Here is a 14579-nt window from a genome sequence, read left to right on the forward strand (position 1 = left end):
CTAAGGCGGCGTCCGCGTATCTCGCCGGGATTCACCGAGGTCACCGGGGGTATCCGCCCCGCATGGGCAGCGAGATCGAGAGCATGGCCCCCGAGGCCGCACCACCGGTCACCGCCGACCGGCACCACGTCGAACTGGTCGTCAACGAAGTGCCTCACCGGCTCGAGGTCGAGTCCTGGGTCACCCTGCTTGACCTGCTGCGCGACCGGCTGGACCTGATCGGCACGAAGAAGGGCTGCGACCACGGCCAGTGCGGCGCCTGCACGGTGCTGCTGGACGGCGTGCGCGTCAACTCGTGCCTCACCCTGGCCGTCATGCACGACGGCGCCGAGGTCGTCACCGTCGAAGGACTCGCCGAGGGCGAGCGGCTGCACCCGCTGCAGCAGGCCTTCATCGACCGCGACGCCTTCCAGTGCGGGTACTGCACCCCGGGCCAGCTCTGCTCGGCGGCCGGGATGCTGGACGAGTTCGACGCCGTGCCGGAGGGGAGCGACGTGGCGAGGGTGCGCGAGCTGATGAGCGGCAACGTGTGCCGCTGCGGCGCCTACCCGCAGATCACCCAGGCCGTGCTCGACGTGCTCGCCGCCACCCGGGGCCGGGGCGGTGCCGCATGAGGGCCTTCACCTTCGCGTCCGCCCGCACCGTGGAGGACGCGCTCGACGCGCTGGCCGACGGCGGCCCCGGCCCGAAGCGGTTCATCGCGGGCGGCACGAACCTGATCGACCTGATGAAGGAGGACGTGGCCCGGCCCGCGGCGCTGGTCGACATCAACCGCGTCGGCCTGGACGAGATCCGCCCGACCGAGGCGGGCGGGCTGCTGCTGGGCGCTCTGGCCCGCAACGCGGCGACCGCGCGGCACCCGGAAGTACGCCGCCGCTACCCCCTCGTGTCGGCGGCGATCCTCGCCGGAGCCTCCCCGCAGATCCGCAACATGGCCACCAACGGCGGCAACCTGCTGCAACGCACCCGCTGCCACTACTTCTACGACGTGGGCACGCCGTGCAACAAGCGCGAGCCGGGCGAGGGGTGCAGCGCGATCGAGGGCCTGGCGCGCCAGCACGCCATCCTCGGCGCCAGCGAGCACTGCATCGCCACCCACCCCTCCGACCTCTGCGTGGCGCTGGCCGCGCTCGGCGCCGTCGTGCACGTGCGTTCGGCCGCCGGTCAGCGGCTCATCCCCTTCGAACAGTTCCACCGCCTGCCCGGCGACGAGCCCCAGCGCGACACCACGCTCGGCGAGGACGAGCTGATCACCGCCATCGAACTCCCGCCATCGGACGGGTACGCCGCCCATTCGACGTACCTGAAGGTGCGCGAACGCGCCTCCTACGCCTTCGCCCTGGTCTCGGTGGCCGCCGCGCTCGACCTCGACGAGGACGGCGCCGTGCGGGGCGCCCGCCTCGCGCTCGGCGGTGTGGCGCACAAGCCGTGGCGGGTGCCCGAGGCCGAGGAGGCCCTGGTGGGAGCCCGTCCCACTCCCGCCGCCTTCGAGGCGGCCGCCGAAACCGCGCTGGCAGGGGCACAGAGCCGGGGCGACAACGCCTTCAAGATCCCGCTCGCCCACCGCGCGGTGGTACGGGCGCTGGGCATGGCCCTCGACGGCGTCCCGGCGAACACCGGCCTGCTCGGGCTCCCGTTCTTCGCGGGAGAGCCGTTCGAGGGCACCCCGCTGGACCGCATGGACACCGAGGAGCAGCCGTGACCGACCTGATCGCCGACCTCGAGACCCCGACCGCGCCGGCGGGCACCGGCACCGTGCGGCTCGGCCAGCCGGTGTCGCGGGTGGACGGCGTGGCCAAGGTGACCGGCCGCGCCCGCTACGCCGCCGAGCACCCCGCCGCCGACCTCGTACACGGCGTGGTGGTCAACAGCACCATCGCCAAAGGCCGGATCATCTCCCTCGACACCCGCAAGGCGAGGGAAGTCCCGGGCGTGCTGGCAGTGCTGACCCACGAGAACCGGCCGAGGACGCGTTCGCTCGGCCTCGCCTTCAAGGACCTGACGGCTCCCGCGGGCTCGCCGTTCAAGCCGCTGCACGACGACCGCATCCGCTACAGCGGCCAGCCCGTGGCGCTCGTCCTGGCCGAGACGTTCGAGGCCGCGCGGGCGGCGTCACGCCTGGTACGGGTGCGCTACGACGAACGCCCGCACGACACGAACCTGATGGCGAACCTCCGGAAGGCGCACCGCCCCCGGCCGCTGAAGTTCGGATACAAGCCGCCGCCCTCCGAGAAGGGCGACGCACGGGCGGCCTACGGCGCCGCCGAAGTGAAGATCGACGCCGTCTACACAGCCGGAGTCGAGCACCACAACCCCATGGAGATGTTCGCCTCGACCGTCATCCTCGGGGAAGACGGGCACCTCACGATCTACGACAAGAACCAGAGCTCCATCAACTGCCGCTCGTACGTGTCGCGCGTGTTCGGTCTCAAGAAGAGCCAGGTGACGGTGCGCAACCCCTACGTGGGCGGCGCGTTCGGCTCGGGCCTGCGCCCGCAGTACCAGCTGCCCCTCGCGGTGATGGGGACGCTGCACCTGGGACGCTCGGTGCGCGTGGTGATGACCCGCCAGCAGATGTTCACCTTCGGTCACCGGCCCGAGACCTGGCAGCGCGTGCGCCTGGCCGCCGACCGCGACGGCACGCTGCGCTCCATCGAACACGTGGCGATCGCCGAGACGTCGCGCATGGAGGACTACACCGAGGTCGTCGTGAACTGGTCGGGCAAGTTGTACGCGTGCGACAACATCCGCCTCGGCTACCGGCTCGTCGACCTCGACCAGTACACGCCCATCGACATGCGGGCCCCGGGCGCCGCACACGGCGTGCACGCGCTCGAGGTGGCGATGGACGAACTCGCCGTCGAGCTGGACATGGACCCGCTGGAACTGCGGCTGCGCAACTACACCGAATCCTCGCCGACGGAAGGACTGCCGTACTCGTCCAAGGAACTGCGGGCCTGCTACACCCGAGGCGCCGAACGTTTCGGCTGGGCCGACCGCCCGCCGCACCCCCGCTCGATGCGCGACGGGCACGAGCTGGTGGGCTGGGGCATGGCCACCGGCATCTGGGACGCGGCCCAGTTCTACGGCCGCGCCACCGCGGTGCTGCACGCGGACGGCCGCCTTGTCGTCAGCAGCGCGGCCAGCGACATCGGCACCGGCACGTACACGGTGATGACGCAGATCGCCGCCGCGACCATGGGCCTGCCACTGGAGGACGTGGTCTTCCAGCTGGGCGACTCGAACCTGCCGCTGGCCTCCGTCGAGGGCGGTTCCAGCCATGTGGCGACGATCGGCTCGGCCGTCGAAGGCGCCTGCGTGGAACTGCGGCAGAAGCTCCTCCGCATCGCCGGCCGCCTGCCCGGCTCCCCGTTCGAGCACCTGACCCTCGACCAGGTCGAGTTCACCGACGGCTCCCTGCGCGTCGCGGGCTCCCCGGAACGCTCGATGCGCCTGGTGGACCTGCTGGCCGCGGCGGACGAACAGCGCCTCGAAGCGAGCCACACCCTGGTGTCCAACATGTTCCGCAAACGCAAGTGGGCACTGGGCACCCACTCGGCGGTGTTCTGCGAGGTCAAGGTCGACGAGGACCTCGGCACCGCCCGGGTGACCCGCGTGGTGAGCGCGATCGCCGCAGGCCGCATCATGAACCTGAAGACGGCGACGTCGCAGATCTCGGGCGGCGTGGTGTGGGGCATCAGCCAGGCCCTGCACGAGGAGACCCACAGCGACCACCGCCTCGGCCGCTTCATGAACCACAACCTCTCCGAGTACCACGTCCCGGTCAACGCCGACATCTCCAACATCGAAGTCCTCTTCGTCGCCGAGGACGACCGCGTCGCCAGCCGCCTCGGCGCCAAGGGCGTCGGCGAGATAGGCATCGTCGGCGTCTCCGCCGCGGTCTGCAACGCCGTCCACCACGCCACCGGCCGCCGCGTCCGCAGCACCCCCATGACCCCGGACAAGATCATGCGTCCCTGGTAAAAGAGAACCGGCACCGCCTGCTCCTTCGGCTCGAGCAGGCGGTGCCGCATTTTTTCTCACGGTTCTGCGGTCACCGGGAAATGCGCCGCGGGCCGATCAGGGGGCGATGGTGATGGTCTGGTCGTAGAGGTTGGTGGAACTGTTCCAGGCGCGGACCTGATAGACGGCGTCGAAGACCATGCTCATGGTGGTGGGGCACAGGAAGGAGCCGGAGATCTTGGTGAGGGGGACGGTGGTGTCGAATTCGATTTGCAGGTGGTCGTTGAGGGGATAGGGCCGGGAGGAATTGGTCCCGTTGTAGATCCGGGCGGGGATGGTGCCGGAGTAGGAGCAGGTGGCGGGAGAGGTCATCGTGAAGACGGCCGGCAGCGTGGCCTCTCCGTCCCAGGTGCTCGTGACGTGGTCGAAGGAGCCGCCAGAAACAGTGATGGCGAGCCCGCTGCACGTGCCGGGGAAGAACGTGTTGGAGACGGTGACCGGGGATCCGGTGGCGGTGACCGTTCCCTCCACGGCGACGGGGGCGCAGCCCGTCGAGGCCAGGGCGACGGCCAGCCAGCCTCCGGGGTTGCTGATGGTGGTGGCCGACGCGGGGCCGCCGAACATCAGCGCCGTCGTCACCGCCGTGAAGAGGACGGCGAGCACGCGGACGATTCTCATGTTCCCTGCTTTCTTTTCCGGGGATCTCGCGTCCGCACATGTCGGGTGGGCGGAAGCGTGTGCGAGGACGAACGATCACTGTGAACGTAGAAACCCGCTGACATTCCGTCAACAGGCGAAAACACGGACTCTTGGCCGGAATACGACAGGAGGCCGAAATACTATTTTCCGCGAAGGATTCCCCGACGGATCACGAACTCGCGATGCGCCTGTCGCCGGACCACCGGCCCCTCTTCCCGAACATCCGTTCCGCCCGCACGACCACCGCCATCACCTCCCGCCGAGGCCGCCGCGCATGCCCTGCGGCCCGCGGCCGACCGCCGAAAAGCCGCCACCGCCCCGTAAGAATGTGCCATCCTCGCGCACTACCCAGGACAGAACCGGGGAAAGGGGACGGCTTGGATGCCGCAGAGCGCTTCACCGCCCTGTACGACGACTGCCACCCGAAGGTCTTCGCCTACGCGGTGACGGTGGCGGGCCGAGGACTGGCCGAGGCCGAAGCGGACATCTCCGCCGGGTTCTTTTGTCAGCGGGTGGGGATGGTCGTGCGGCCGGGGAAGCTCGGAGATCGGGGAATCGGTGGTGGCCGGCGGCCGTACGTCTGCAGGCTCGGGTCGGTCTCGGGAGGCGGGGCGGGTTCAATTTTGCGGGCTCAGGCCTGTCACGGACAGTCGGAACAGCCGGTGGGCCTGGGTGGCGGGGTCGGGGTAGTGCTCCGTGGCCAGGACGATGCCGACGATCAGGGTGATCAGATCGGTGACGGTGACGCCCGCCGTTACCGCGCCGTCCTGTACGGCACGGCGTAGCAGGGGGCCTGCCGCCTCCTCCAGTGCTGCCGAGCAGCTGTTCTCGTGCACCGGGTCGGTTTCGGCGCCGTCGTAGGTCAGTGCGGCCGCCAGTCCCCGGGCGGTGACGCAGTAGGAAACGACGTCGCTCAGCCATTCCAGGAGTGCGTTCCGGCTGTCGTCCTTGCCGGTCAGGTCATGGGCGCGGACGCACAGGGCCTCGATGCGGCTCTGGGAGACCGCCTCCAGCAACGCGCGGCGGGTGGGGAAGTGCCGGCGCACGGTCGCCGAGCCCACTCCTGCGGTGCGGGCGATCTGTTCCAGGGAGGCGCCGAAACCGTGGGCGGCGACCTCCTCCTCGGCCACGGCGAGGATGCGCGCGTAGTTGCGGCGGGCGTCTGCACGGCGGTTGTCGGGCATGGCTTCACCTCCTGGCTTGCTAAACGGCGGGGCCCGCCATATCGTACCGGAACATAAACGGCGGGCCCCGCCGTTTAGTGGGAGAGCACTCGAGGAGCGTCATGTCCGAAGTTTCCGCACCCGTCCTGGTCACCGGTGCCACCGGAAGGCAGGGCGGGGCCACCGCCCGCGCCCTGCTCGCGGGGGGCGTTCCCGTCCGTGCGCTGGTACGCGATCCGGCCGCGGACCGGGCCCGGGCCGTCGAGGCCCTCGGCGCCGAACTGGTCACCGGCGACCTTCACGACCGCGATTCCGTGATCCGGGCGGCCGAGGGCGTCCGCGCCGTCTTCTCCGTGCAGATGGCCGCCGTGACCGAGGAGGGCTTCGATTTCGCGGGGGAGGTGGTCCAGGGCATCAATCTCATCGAAGGCGCGAAGGCCGCCGGGGTGCCGCAGTTCGTGCAGACCTCGGCCACCGGCGCCGGGCAGCACACCGCGACTCCCGGCTGGGCCGAAGGCCGCTGGGCCTCGGTGGAACCCAGCATGACCGCCAAGAGCGAGATCCAGGACCGGCTCCGCGCGGCGGGCTTCGCCCACTGGACGCTTCTCAAGCCGGGCTTCTTCATGGAGAACTTCCTGCCGTCCATGGGGTTCCTGTTCCCGCGCGGCATCGAGGGCGGCCTGGTGAGCGTCCTGAACCCCCAGACCCGGCTGTCCCTCGTCGCGGTGGACGACATCGGCAGAGCCGCCGCCGCGGCCGTCGCTGCACCGGAGCGCTTCGACCGGGTGGAGCTGGAGCTGGCGAGCGACCACCTGTCGATGGCGGAGATCGCCGAAATCCTCTCCCGCGTTCTGGGAACACCGCTGTCCGCGCCGGACATGACCGAGGAAGAGGCACTCGCCGCCGGAATGCCGGCGATGGGCGCCTCGCACGAGTGGCTCAACGTGGCGGGCCAGCCGGGCCGCCCCCGGTACGCGAGAGCCCTCGGCATCCCGCTCACCGGCTTCGAGGAGTGGGCCCGGCAGCACATGCGAGCCCAGGCCTGACACGCCTCCGGGCCTCACCCGGCCGGGAGAGGACCGCCCGGTGCGACGTCCGTTCCGTGATCCTTCTTCTCCGAGCCTCGATAGGCTCAGCCGTTTGCCGGAGATGTGGGGTTCTGGGTGAAGCGTGTCGCGGTTCTGATGATCGCCGTCCTGGCGGTCCTCCCGTTGCTCTGGGCGCCCGCACCCGCCGCGGCCTCCGGGGAGGGCCGGGTCGTCCTGATCGGCGTCCCGTCGCTGCGGTGGACCGACTTCCAGACCGGCCGGGCGCCCCATCTGCGGCGGCTGGCCGCCCGCAGCGCGATCGGGCTGCTGTCCGCCAAGTCCATCGGCCGCAGCACCTGCCTTCCGGACGGCTGGGCGACGGTCTCCTCGGGGAGCCGCGCCGCGACCGGCCTGTGCGCCGGGACGCCGACCGCCCGGTCCGACGGGCCGGGCGCCGTGGTCGAGGACGTTCCCTCGATCGGCAGGTATGTCGACGCCCTCGGCTTCCCCGCCAGGATCGGCCTGCTCGGGGACGCCGTCCACCGGTCGGGCGGCTGCGTGTCGGCCGCCGGTCCCGGCGCGGCGCTCGGCGGGGCCGACGGCTCCGGCCGGATCGACCGCTACACCGCCGATCCGGCGGCCGCGAACGTGACGGACTGCGCCGTCACCCTGATCGGCTTCGATGATCTCGTCACCGCCCGGGGCGAGCGGCGACGCGACGTCGTGCGCCGGGTGGACGCGGCCGTCGGCGTCCTGCTCGCCCGGATCCCCGCGGGGACGACCGTGCTGGTCGCCGGATTGTCCGACCGCTGGGGCATTCCCCGCCTCCGGGCCGTGCTGGCCTCCGGCGGCGGATTCGACCGCCGCTCACTGGGCTCGGCCTCCACCCGCCAGCCCGACCTCATGATCCTTCCCGATCTCACGGCCACGGTGCTGGCGGCGGCCGGGATCCCCGCCCCGGACACCCTCGTCGGCACTCCGGCGCGCTCCACCGGCGGCCCGCACGAGCGACTCGGCGAGGAGATCCGCCGGCTGAACGTCCAGGCGTCCGAGGGAGAGGTCCTCAAGCGCGTCTCCTCCGGCTTCCACCTGGGCGTGGTCGTCGCGCTCTACGCCGTCTACGCCCTGGGCGCCGTCGCGCTGTGGCGGCGCGGCCGCTGGCTGCCGGTGCTGAGGGCCGCCGCGCTCGCCGCCGCCGCGCTGCCCGCCTCGACCTTCCTGGTCAACCTGCTGCCCTGGGCCGACCCGCCGCTGTCCGCCGACCCCGGTGCGGCCCTGGTCGCCGGGGTCCTGCTCTGCGACGTGCTGATCACCGCGGCCGCGCTCGCGCTCACCCGGCGGCGTTCGGCGCTCGCGCCCGTCCTCGCGGTGGCCGGGCTGTCGGCCGCGGTCCTGGCCGCCGACCAGCTTCTCGGGATGAACCTCCAGGTGAACAGCTTCATGGGCTACTCGCATCTGGGCGGCTGGCGCTACTTCGGCATCGGCAACGTCGGATTCGCCGTCCTGACGACCGCGACACTGCTGGCCGCGTCGGTCCTCGCGCAGCGGGCGCACGACCGGGGACGGCCGGGGACGGCCCTCGGCGTGATCGCCGGTCTCGGCCTGTGCGCCGCGCTCCTGGACGGGCTCCCGCTGTGGGGCAGCGACTTCGGCGGAATGATCGCCTTCATTCCCGGCCTGGCCGTGACGCTCCTCCTCGCCTCACGCCGACGCGTCTCGGCCGCCAAACTCGCCGGGCTGGCCATCGCCACCGCGGCCGGTGTGCTCGCCGTGGCCTTCGCCGACCGCCTCCGCCCGGCCGCCGACCGCACCCACATGGGCCGGTTCGTCAACGACCTGCTGCACGGAGACGCCCTCCCCGTCATCGAGCGCAAGCTCACCGTCATGGCGCACAGTTTCACCAACCCCCGGCTCGTCCCGCTGACCCTCCTGGCCGTCCTCTTCCTCGTCTTCGTCCTCCGGGGACCGGCCAAGGACCTCCTCACCCGGGCGCCGCTGTTGCGGGCAGGGCTGCTGGGAGCCCTCACGACCCTGGTCGTGGGCACGCTGGTCAACGACTCCGGGCTCTCCGTCCTCGCGATGGGCATCACCGTCCTCTTCCCCCTCACCCTCGCCGCCACCACCCGAACCCTGAACGTCACGGCCACCGAGCCGGCCCCACGACCCCTGGAACCCGTCCCCTGATCCCGCCCCCACCTGACAGAACGGCCCGCGCCGCCCATGGGCCTTCGAAGCCGTCCCGGGCCAGGCGGTCTTTCTGGGCCGCGTCTCAGGTGGACGGGGGACCGTAGGTGCGGAAAGCGCTGGTGTCCAGGGTGACGTTCAGGGGGGACGGGAGTTCGATCGGCTCCCCGAAGGGGAAGACGCGGTGCTCGGTGTAGGTCGGGCCCATGGTCTCGTCGTCGCCTCGCGGGGCGAGGCGCAGGACGCACCTTCCCTTGAACGGGTCGACGATCAGGTAGAGCGGGATGCCGAACCTGGCGTAGACGTCGGTCTTGCGGACCTCGTCGTTGTGAGGGTTGCTCCGCGAGACGACCTCGACGACGAAGGCGACCTCGTCGGCGGGATGGTAGGCATCGTCGTCGGCGGGCTCATCCGTGTACGGGAGGACGGCCAGGTCGGGCTCGGGGAGATCGGTGAACCTCGGGTGCTGGATCGTCTGCTCGGTGACGCACTCCCATTCCGTGAGCGGGGCGAGCTGCGCCGTGATCCGGCTGATGAGACGCCAGTGCAACCGGCGGCCTGAAGGCGACAAGATGATCTCTCCATCGATCAACTCGGCTCGGAAGCCCTCGGGGACGATGAGCTCCCGGAACGCCTGCTGAACGTCGGGCAGATCTCGGCTCGCCATGATGGTCACGGTAGCAACGTCCCCTCGTCGGTTCGCGGGCTGCGGCCACACTATCCCGACCATGCCAATCCGTATCCGAGTGATTACAGATTCGTTGGAGAGCGGGAAGGCATCGACCTCATCAGTTGCGGATTTGGAGCATGACGGCGATGGCTTCCTTTTCTTTCAGCGGGTGGTGATGATCCGGCCGTACTCGTGGACGAGGTAGGTGCCCGCGACGCCGATCAGCCGGGTGGAGCCGGGGAGGCGGGTCAGGTCGTCGGGGCGGGTGTTGAGGTTTCCGTAGGGGAGGGCGCGGGTCTTCCAGCGGCCCTTGGCGGTGCGGTGGTAGAGGCGGTCGGGTTCGTTGAACCCGGCGGGGTCGGAGCCGAGGGCCCACATGCCGCCGCGGCCGTCCGGGACGGCCACCTGCAGGACCTTGGGGCGGGCCGGGCCGGGCTTCTCGACGCGCCAACGATGGCCGTTCCCGGAGACGATGCGGCTTTCACCCGACAACGGGGTGCCGTCTTCGGTCGACCGCTTCGTGGAGAAACCGACGGTGACGCGCTCGCCCTGGACGTCGAGGGACGTCGTCTCCCAGCGGGAGGCGCCGCCGGGCAGCGTGACCTTGACGGCCTTCCACCGGGTTCCGGTCCAGCGGAACAGGCGGCGGCCGCTGAACCAGTCGATCGCCCAGATCCGGCCCGCGCCCGACCGGACCATCAGGTGGGAGGCCTGCGGGCCCGGCACGGTCTTCGCGCGCCAGGCGCGGCCGTCGTAGTGCCAGGCCTTGTCCTTCTTCGCTCTGGTGTCCGTGCCGAAGACCCAGACGTCCTTTCCGCCCGTCACCGCGATCTGCTCGAGCAGCATGCCGGGAAAGGAACGGGCCTTCGACCAGCGCCGCCCGTCCCAGCGGACCACCCGGCTTCGTGCCTCCCCGTAGTTCCCGTCGTGGGTCGACATCAGCGTCCACACGTTGGAAGGTCCCGAAGCGGCGGCTTCGACCTCGAGGTTGAGCGCGTCGTCGAACCCGCCGGGCAGCGGCGTGGAACGCCAGGTCCTGCCGTTCCACCGGTAGGCGAGCGGCTTCTGGGGTTCGCCTCCGACGAAGAAGGCGAACCCGGACTTCGCGCCGGTCATGATGATCCGGCTCGCCACTCCGTCCACCTTCTTGAGCACCTTGAACGGTGAGGCCGGAGCGGCGTGGGAAGGCGCGACGGGCGCGAGGGCCGTGACGAGCACGAGGGGAAGCAGGAGCTTGCTGCGCGACATGATCGGCATCTTCCCGTATGTGAAACCTCTTCGTATCGGGAACCCGGTCGCCGCTGTTCCCCGCGCGCGGATCCGGGCGGTCACACAGGGCACGGACCTCAGTCCGCCGGGACGGAGCGGGCGGTCCAGGCCCGGCCCGAGGGGGTGAGCCTGGTGGCGCGGGCGCCGATGATGAGCAGGCATTTCATGTCGATGGACGCGGGGTCGAGCTCGCCTAGGGTGGTGACGGTCAGGGACTCCTCGGCGCGGCCGACGTCGCGGCCCACCACGACGACGGTGTCGGGGGAGCGGTGCTCCAGGAGGATCTTCTGGGCCTCGGCGACCTGGGTGGTGCGGGAGCGGGAGGCGGGGTTGTAGACGCCGAGGACGAGGTCGGCCTCGGCGATGGCGCGCAGGCGCTTCTCGATGACGGGCCAGGGCTTGAGGCGGTCGGAGAGGCTCATGACGGCGAAGTCGCCGCCGATGGGGGCTCCGGCTCTGGCGGCGACGGCCTGGATGGCGGTCATGCCGGGGACGACGCGGATGGAGACGTGCCGGAGGTCGGGGTGCTCGGCGGCCTCGAAGACGGCGGAGGCCATGCCGAAGACGCCGGCGTCGCCGCCGGAGACCACGGCCACGCGCTCCCCGGCGGCGGCCAGGCGCAGGGCGTGGGCGGCGCGGTCGACCTCCACGGTGTTGCCGCTGGCGTGGCGTTGCAGGCCGGGACGCTGGGGGATGCGGTTGACGTAGGGGGCGTAGCCGACGACGTGGTCGACGGAGGCGAGGGCCTCGGCGGCTTCGGGGGTGAGCCACTCGTCCGGGCCGGGACCCAGGCCGACGACGAGGAGTTCGGCGGCTTCGGACGCCTCGACGGGGAAGGGGGCGGGGGCGGGTGTGCCGGCCAGGCGGGCGGCGGGGGCGCTGGTGGCGCGGACGCCGTTCACGCTGTCGCCGGTGACCACGACGACGGAGAAGTACGGGACGGACGCCGGGTCGACGTCGCGGACGGGGCGCCAGCACTCCTCGGGCATGGAGGCGCGTTCGACGTACAGGGCGTCGTCGAGGCGGCCCGCCTCGGTCAGCGCCTGGAGCACGCCGGGGAAGGTGCGGCCGAGCTTCATGATGATCGCGCCCTGGGTGTCGGCGAGGCGGCGGGCCAGCTCGGGCACCGGCAGGGTGCCGGGCAGGACGGTCAGGACGTCGGTGTGCCGGACGAGGGGGCTGGCGATCGCCGCCGTCGCCGCCGACACCGAGGTCACGCCCGGTACGATCTCGGCGGGGAAACGCGGGGAGAGCCGGTCGTGCATGTACATGTACGAGCCGTAGAAGAGCGGGTCGCCCTCGGAGAGCAGCACGACGTCGCGCCCCGCCTCCAGGTGGGCGGCGAGCCGCGCGGCGGACTCCTCGTAGAACTGCGCGATCGCCCCCGCGTAGCCGCCCGGATGGTCGGTCTTCCCGGTGGTCACCGGGTAGGTGAGCCGCTCCTCGACGACCCCTTCGGGGAAGAGCCCGGCCGCGATGCGCCGGGCGTTGGAGCGCCCGCTGGACTTGGCGTGGTAGGCGATGACGTCGGCTTCGGCGATGAGCCGCGCGGCCTTGAGCGTGAGGAGTTCGGGGTCGCCCGGCCCGACGCCGACCCCGTAGAGCTTTCCGGTCATTCGGCTTCCCGTGCGAGTGCGTTGAGGGCCGAGGCGGCCATGGCGGAGCCGCCCCGTCTGCCCCGGACGGTCAGGAACGGCACGTCCAGCTCGAAGGAGGCCAGCGCCTCCTTCGACTCGGCGGCCCCGATGAATCCCACCGGGACGCCGATGATCGCGGCGGGCCGCGGCGCGCCGTCGAGCAGCAGTTCCAGCAGGTGGAACAGCGCGGTCGGCGCGTTCCCGATCGCCACCACGGCCCCCTCGAGCCGGTCGCCCCACAACGACACCGCGGCGGCCGAGCGCGTCGTCCCCCACTCGCGGGCCAGTTCGGGGACGCGCGGGTCGCGCAGCAGGCAGAGCACCTCGTTGTCCTTCGGCAGCCGCGCCCGGGTCACCCCGGAGGCGACCATGTGCGCGTCGGTGAGGATCGGTGCGCCCGCCTCCAGCGCGGCGCGCGCCGCGGACACCAGCCGTTCGTGGACGACGAGGTCGCCGGCGAGGTCCACCTGCCCGCAGGCGTGGATCATGCGTACGGCGACCTTCTCCGCGTCGGCCGGCAGGTGCGACAGGTCGCTCTCGGCGCGGATCGTCGCGAACGAGTCCACGTAGATCGCGGCCCCGTCGGTGAGGTAGTCGAACCGCCTGGCGGGGCGAGTCGGATTCATGAGAACTCCTTGGACGTGGAGACCCGCGCCCTCCGAACGAGACGGGAATCCACCGGGACGATGCGGTCTGGGGTCAGGAAGGGTCCAGGTCGGGGACGATGACGCTGCGCCAGGGCGTGACGATGAGCCGCGGCCCCAGTGCCGCCAGCCGCACCGCCTCGACGGCCGGCAGCAGCCCGTCGGGGACGGCGAGGTGCTCGGCGCGGCGGCCGTCGTCCTGCCGGATCATGCCGAAAGGCGGGGGTGCGGACGGTCGGGTCCGCGGATCCCGAAAGGCGTGTTCTTGCAGGTCCGCGCGTGTGCTGCCCGGCGGCATGCCCTGGCGTCGAGACCCGGAGACGGGTGGTTCCTCGAGCGGCTCGCCGTCGGGTCGCGGGTCGTGGGTGGCCGTCTCGAACAGCTCGCGTCCGGTTTCGGGTAGTTCATCCACGTGCCAGGGTGCGGACGGCCCCGCGCCCCGCACGCGCAGGAACGTCCGGGCCAGCGAGATCAGCGCGGCCGGGGCGTCGGCGAGGGGGACGATCGGCCCCAGGTGGCCGGTGCCGACGCGCAGCCGGACGCGGGAGCCGTCCAGGGCGGACAGGCCGAGGTCGAGGTCGCGGTCCGCCACGTCGCCGCGGCCGTCGTCGAGGCAGAACAGGAACCTTCCCGGCAGCGCGGCCAGGCCGGGGTCGGCGCACAGCAGCCGGTCGAGTTCCGCGGCGGCGGGGCGCAGGTCCGCGCGTCCGCCGGCGAGGCCGGTGAGCGGGGAGACCAGGATGTTGCGGGCCCGTTCGTGCGCGGGGCTGGGCAGCAGCCCGGTCGCGCGGATCGCCTCGACGACCTCGTCGGCGAGTCGCCCGCCGGTGTGCGCGACGCCGCGGATCTGCAGGTTGGCGCGGGTGGTCAGGTGCAGGTTCCCGTCGCCGAAAAGCCCGGCGACCTGGGCGATCCCGCGCAGCGCGGCGGCGTCGACCAGGCCGCCGACGAGACGCAGCCGGATGAGTGCTCCGTCGTCGGCGATCCACGGTCGCAACACGCCGGGGCAGCGGTCGGCTCGGTCTCGGATCACGGCGCCATGGTGCCACAGCACCGCGAATGCCCCGTGAATCAGCAGAGCGGATGCGAAGGGAGGGTTCGGGCGCTGGTACATTGCCGGTGCCCTGGTGTTCGGGAAGTCCGGTGTGAATCCGGCGCGGCCCTCGCCACTGTGAACGCCGAGTCGTACGACTCTCGCCGACGAGCCCGTCTCGTCGGGGCCACTGGACGAAGGTCCGGGAAGGCCGGTCGTGCGGCGTTGAAGCGTGAGCCAGGAGACCGGCCGGGGTGCGTCATGTTTTCCACGAGGGTCTGGAAGTGAA

12 protein-coding genes and 1 riboswitch are annotated in these 14579 nt (G+C 71.6%); of the genes, 5 read left to right on the plus strand and 7 right to left on the minus strand.

Annotated elements, in window-relative coordinates:
- The first annotated feature begins 62 nt into the window (after positions 1 to 62).
- Genes C2865_RS21015 through C2865_RS21025 form a run of 3 tightly spaced genes read left to right on the plus strand, consistent with a single transcriptional unit; the run spans position 63 to position 3984 of the window.
- Positions 63 to 614 (plus strand): (2Fe-2S)-binding protein, encoded by a 552-nt coding sequence (locus C2865_RS21015; RefSeq protein ID WP_106400250.1) that lies wholly within the window; start codon positions 63 to 65, stop codon positions 612 to 614.
- On the plus strand, positions 611 to 1702 hold the full coding sequence (locus tag C2865_RS21020; protein WP_106400251.1) for an FAD binding domain-containing protein: 1092 nt from the start codon (positions 611 to 613) through the stop codon (positions 1700 to 1702). The genes C2865_RS21015 and C2865_RS21020 overlap by 4 nt, the downstream gene beginning before the upstream one ends.
- Positions 1699 to 3984 (plus strand): xanthine dehydrogenase family protein molybdopterin-binding subunit, encoded by a 2286-nt coding sequence (locus C2865_RS21025; RefSeq protein ID WP_106400252.1) that lies wholly within the window; start codon positions 1699 to 1701, stop codon positions 3982 to 3984. Before C2865_RS21020 ends, C2865_RS21025 begins: the two co-directional genes overlap by 4 nt.
- Positions 3985 to 4080: 96 nt before the next feature.
- On the opposite strand, the gene C2865_RS21030 is transcribed toward C2865_RS21025, so the two are convergent.
- Positions 4081 to 4641 carry a hypothetical protein gene (locus tag C2865_RS21030; protein ID WP_106400253.1) on the minus strand — a complete coding sequence of 187 codons (561 nt, stop codon included), beginning with the start codon at positions 4639 to 4641 and terminating at the stop codon, positions 4081 to 4083.
- A gap of 638 nt (positions 4642 to 5279) precedes the next feature.
- The gene (locus tag C2865_RS21035; protein WP_106400254.1) at positions 5280 to 5846 is read right to left on the minus strand and encodes a TetR/AcrR family transcriptional regulator; all 567 of its coding nucleotides are present in this window, start codon (positions 5844 to 5846) and stop codon (positions 5280 to 5282) included.
- A gap of 101 nt (positions 5847 to 5947) precedes the next feature.
- Here C2865_RS21035 and C2865_RS21040 point away from each other — a divergent pair, with 101 nt between their 5' ends.
- Together C2865_RS21040 and C2865_RS21045 are read left to right on the plus strand one after the other, a co-directional pair.
- Entirely contained in the window at positions 5948 to 6871 is a 924-nt protein-coding gene (locus C2865_RS21040) for an NmrA family NAD(P)-binding protein (protein ID WP_106400255.1), read from the plus strand.
- Positions 6872 to 6988: 117 nt separating this feature from the next.
- On the plus strand, positions 6989 to 9037 hold the full coding sequence (locus C2865_RS21045) for a hypothetical protein (RefSeq protein WP_157963838.1): 2049 nt from the start codon (positions 6989 to 6991) through the stop codon (positions 9035 to 9037).
- An 85-nt stretch (positions 9038 to 9122) separates the two neighbouring features.
- Here C2865_RS21045 and C2865_RS21050 read toward each other — a convergent pair whose 3' ends face one another.
- The 5 genes from C2865_RS21050 to C2865_RS21070 all read right to left on the minus strand — a co-directional run bounded on the left by C2865_RS21050 (position 9123) and on the right by C2865_RS21070 (position 14290).
- Positions 9123 to 9704 (minus strand): Uma2 family endonuclease, encoded by a 582-nt coding sequence (locus tag C2865_RS21050; protein ID WP_157963839.1) that lies wholly within the window; start codon positions 9702 to 9704, stop codon positions 9123 to 9125.
- A 165-nt stretch (positions 9705 to 9869) separates the two neighbouring features.
- A complete protein-coding gene (locus tag C2865_RS21055) occupies positions 9870 to 10955 on the minus strand; it encodes a hypothetical protein (RefSeq protein ID WP_157963840.1) in 1086 nt (361 codons plus the stop codon).
- 98 nt (positions 10956 to 11053) lie between these two features.
- Positions 11054 to 12592, minus strand: coding sequence for a precorrin-2 C(20)-methyltransferase (locus C2865_RS21060; RefSeq protein ID WP_106400259.1), 1539 nt, complete (start codon positions 12590 to 12592; stop codon positions 11054 to 11056).
- Positions 12589 to 13239 (minus strand): precorrin-8X methylmutase, encoded by a 651-nt coding sequence (locus C2865_RS21065; protein ID WP_106400260.1) that lies wholly within the window; start codon positions 13237 to 13239, stop codon positions 12589 to 12591. Before C2865_RS21065 ends, C2865_RS21060 begins: the two co-directional genes overlap by 4 nt.
- A 73-nt stretch (positions 13240 to 13312) precedes the next feature.
- Positions 13313 to 14290, minus strand: a complete 978-nt coding sequence (locus C2865_RS21070; protein ID WP_232835740.1) for a nitrite reductase — start codon at positions 14288 to 14290, stop codon at positions 13313 to 13315.
- A 75-nt stretch (positions 14291 to 14365) separates the two neighbouring features.
- Positions 14366 to 14558: riboswitch (cobalamin riboswitch) on the plus strand.
- Positions 14559 to 14579: the final 21 nt, after the last annotated feature.

It is taken from the genome of Actinocorallia populi (genome assembly GCF_002995495.1).
GTDB lineage: Bacteria > Actinomycetota > Actinomycetes > Streptosporangiales > Streptosporangiaceae > Actinocorallia > Actinocorallia populi.

Bases quoted from the DNA above. Each gene is read 5' to 3' on its own strand.
- C2865_RS21020 (WP_106400251.1), top strand. From the start codon at position 611: ATGAGGGCCTTCACCTTCGCGTCCGCCCGCACCGTGGAGGACGCGCTC.
- C2865_RS21060 (WP_106400259.1), bottom strand. From the start codon at position 12,592: ATGACCGGAAAGCTCTACGGGGTCGGCGTCGGGCCGGGCGACCCCGAA.
- C2865_RS21015 (WP_106400250.1), top strand. From the start codon at position 63: ATGGGCAGCGAGATCGAGAGCATGGCCCCCGAGGCCGCACCACCGGTC.
- C2865_RS21065 (WP_106400260.1), bottom strand. From the start codon at position 13,239: ATGAATCCGACTCGCCCCGCCAGGCGGTTCGACTACCTCACCGACGGG.
- C2865_RS21030 (WP_106400253.1), bottom strand. From the start codon at position 4,641: ATGAGAATCGTCCGCGTGCTCGCCGTCCTCTTCACGGCGGTGACGACG.
- C2865_RS21040 (WP_106400255.1), top strand. From the start codon at position 5,948: ATGTCCGAAGTTTCCGCACCCGTCCTGGTCACCGGTGCCACCGGAAGG.
- C2865_RS21055 (WP_157963840.1), bottom strand. From the start codon at position 10,955: ATGTCGCGCAGCAAGCTCCTGCTTCCCCTCGTGCTCGTCACGGCCCTC.
- C2865_RS21050 (WP_157963839.1), bottom strand. From the start codon at position 9,704: ATGGCGAGCCGAGATCTGCCCGACGTTCAGCAGGCGTTCCGGGAGCTC.
- C2865_RS21035 (WP_106400254.1), bottom strand. From the start codon at position 5,846: ATGCCCGACAACCGCCGTGCAGACGCCCGCCGCAACTACGCGCGCATC.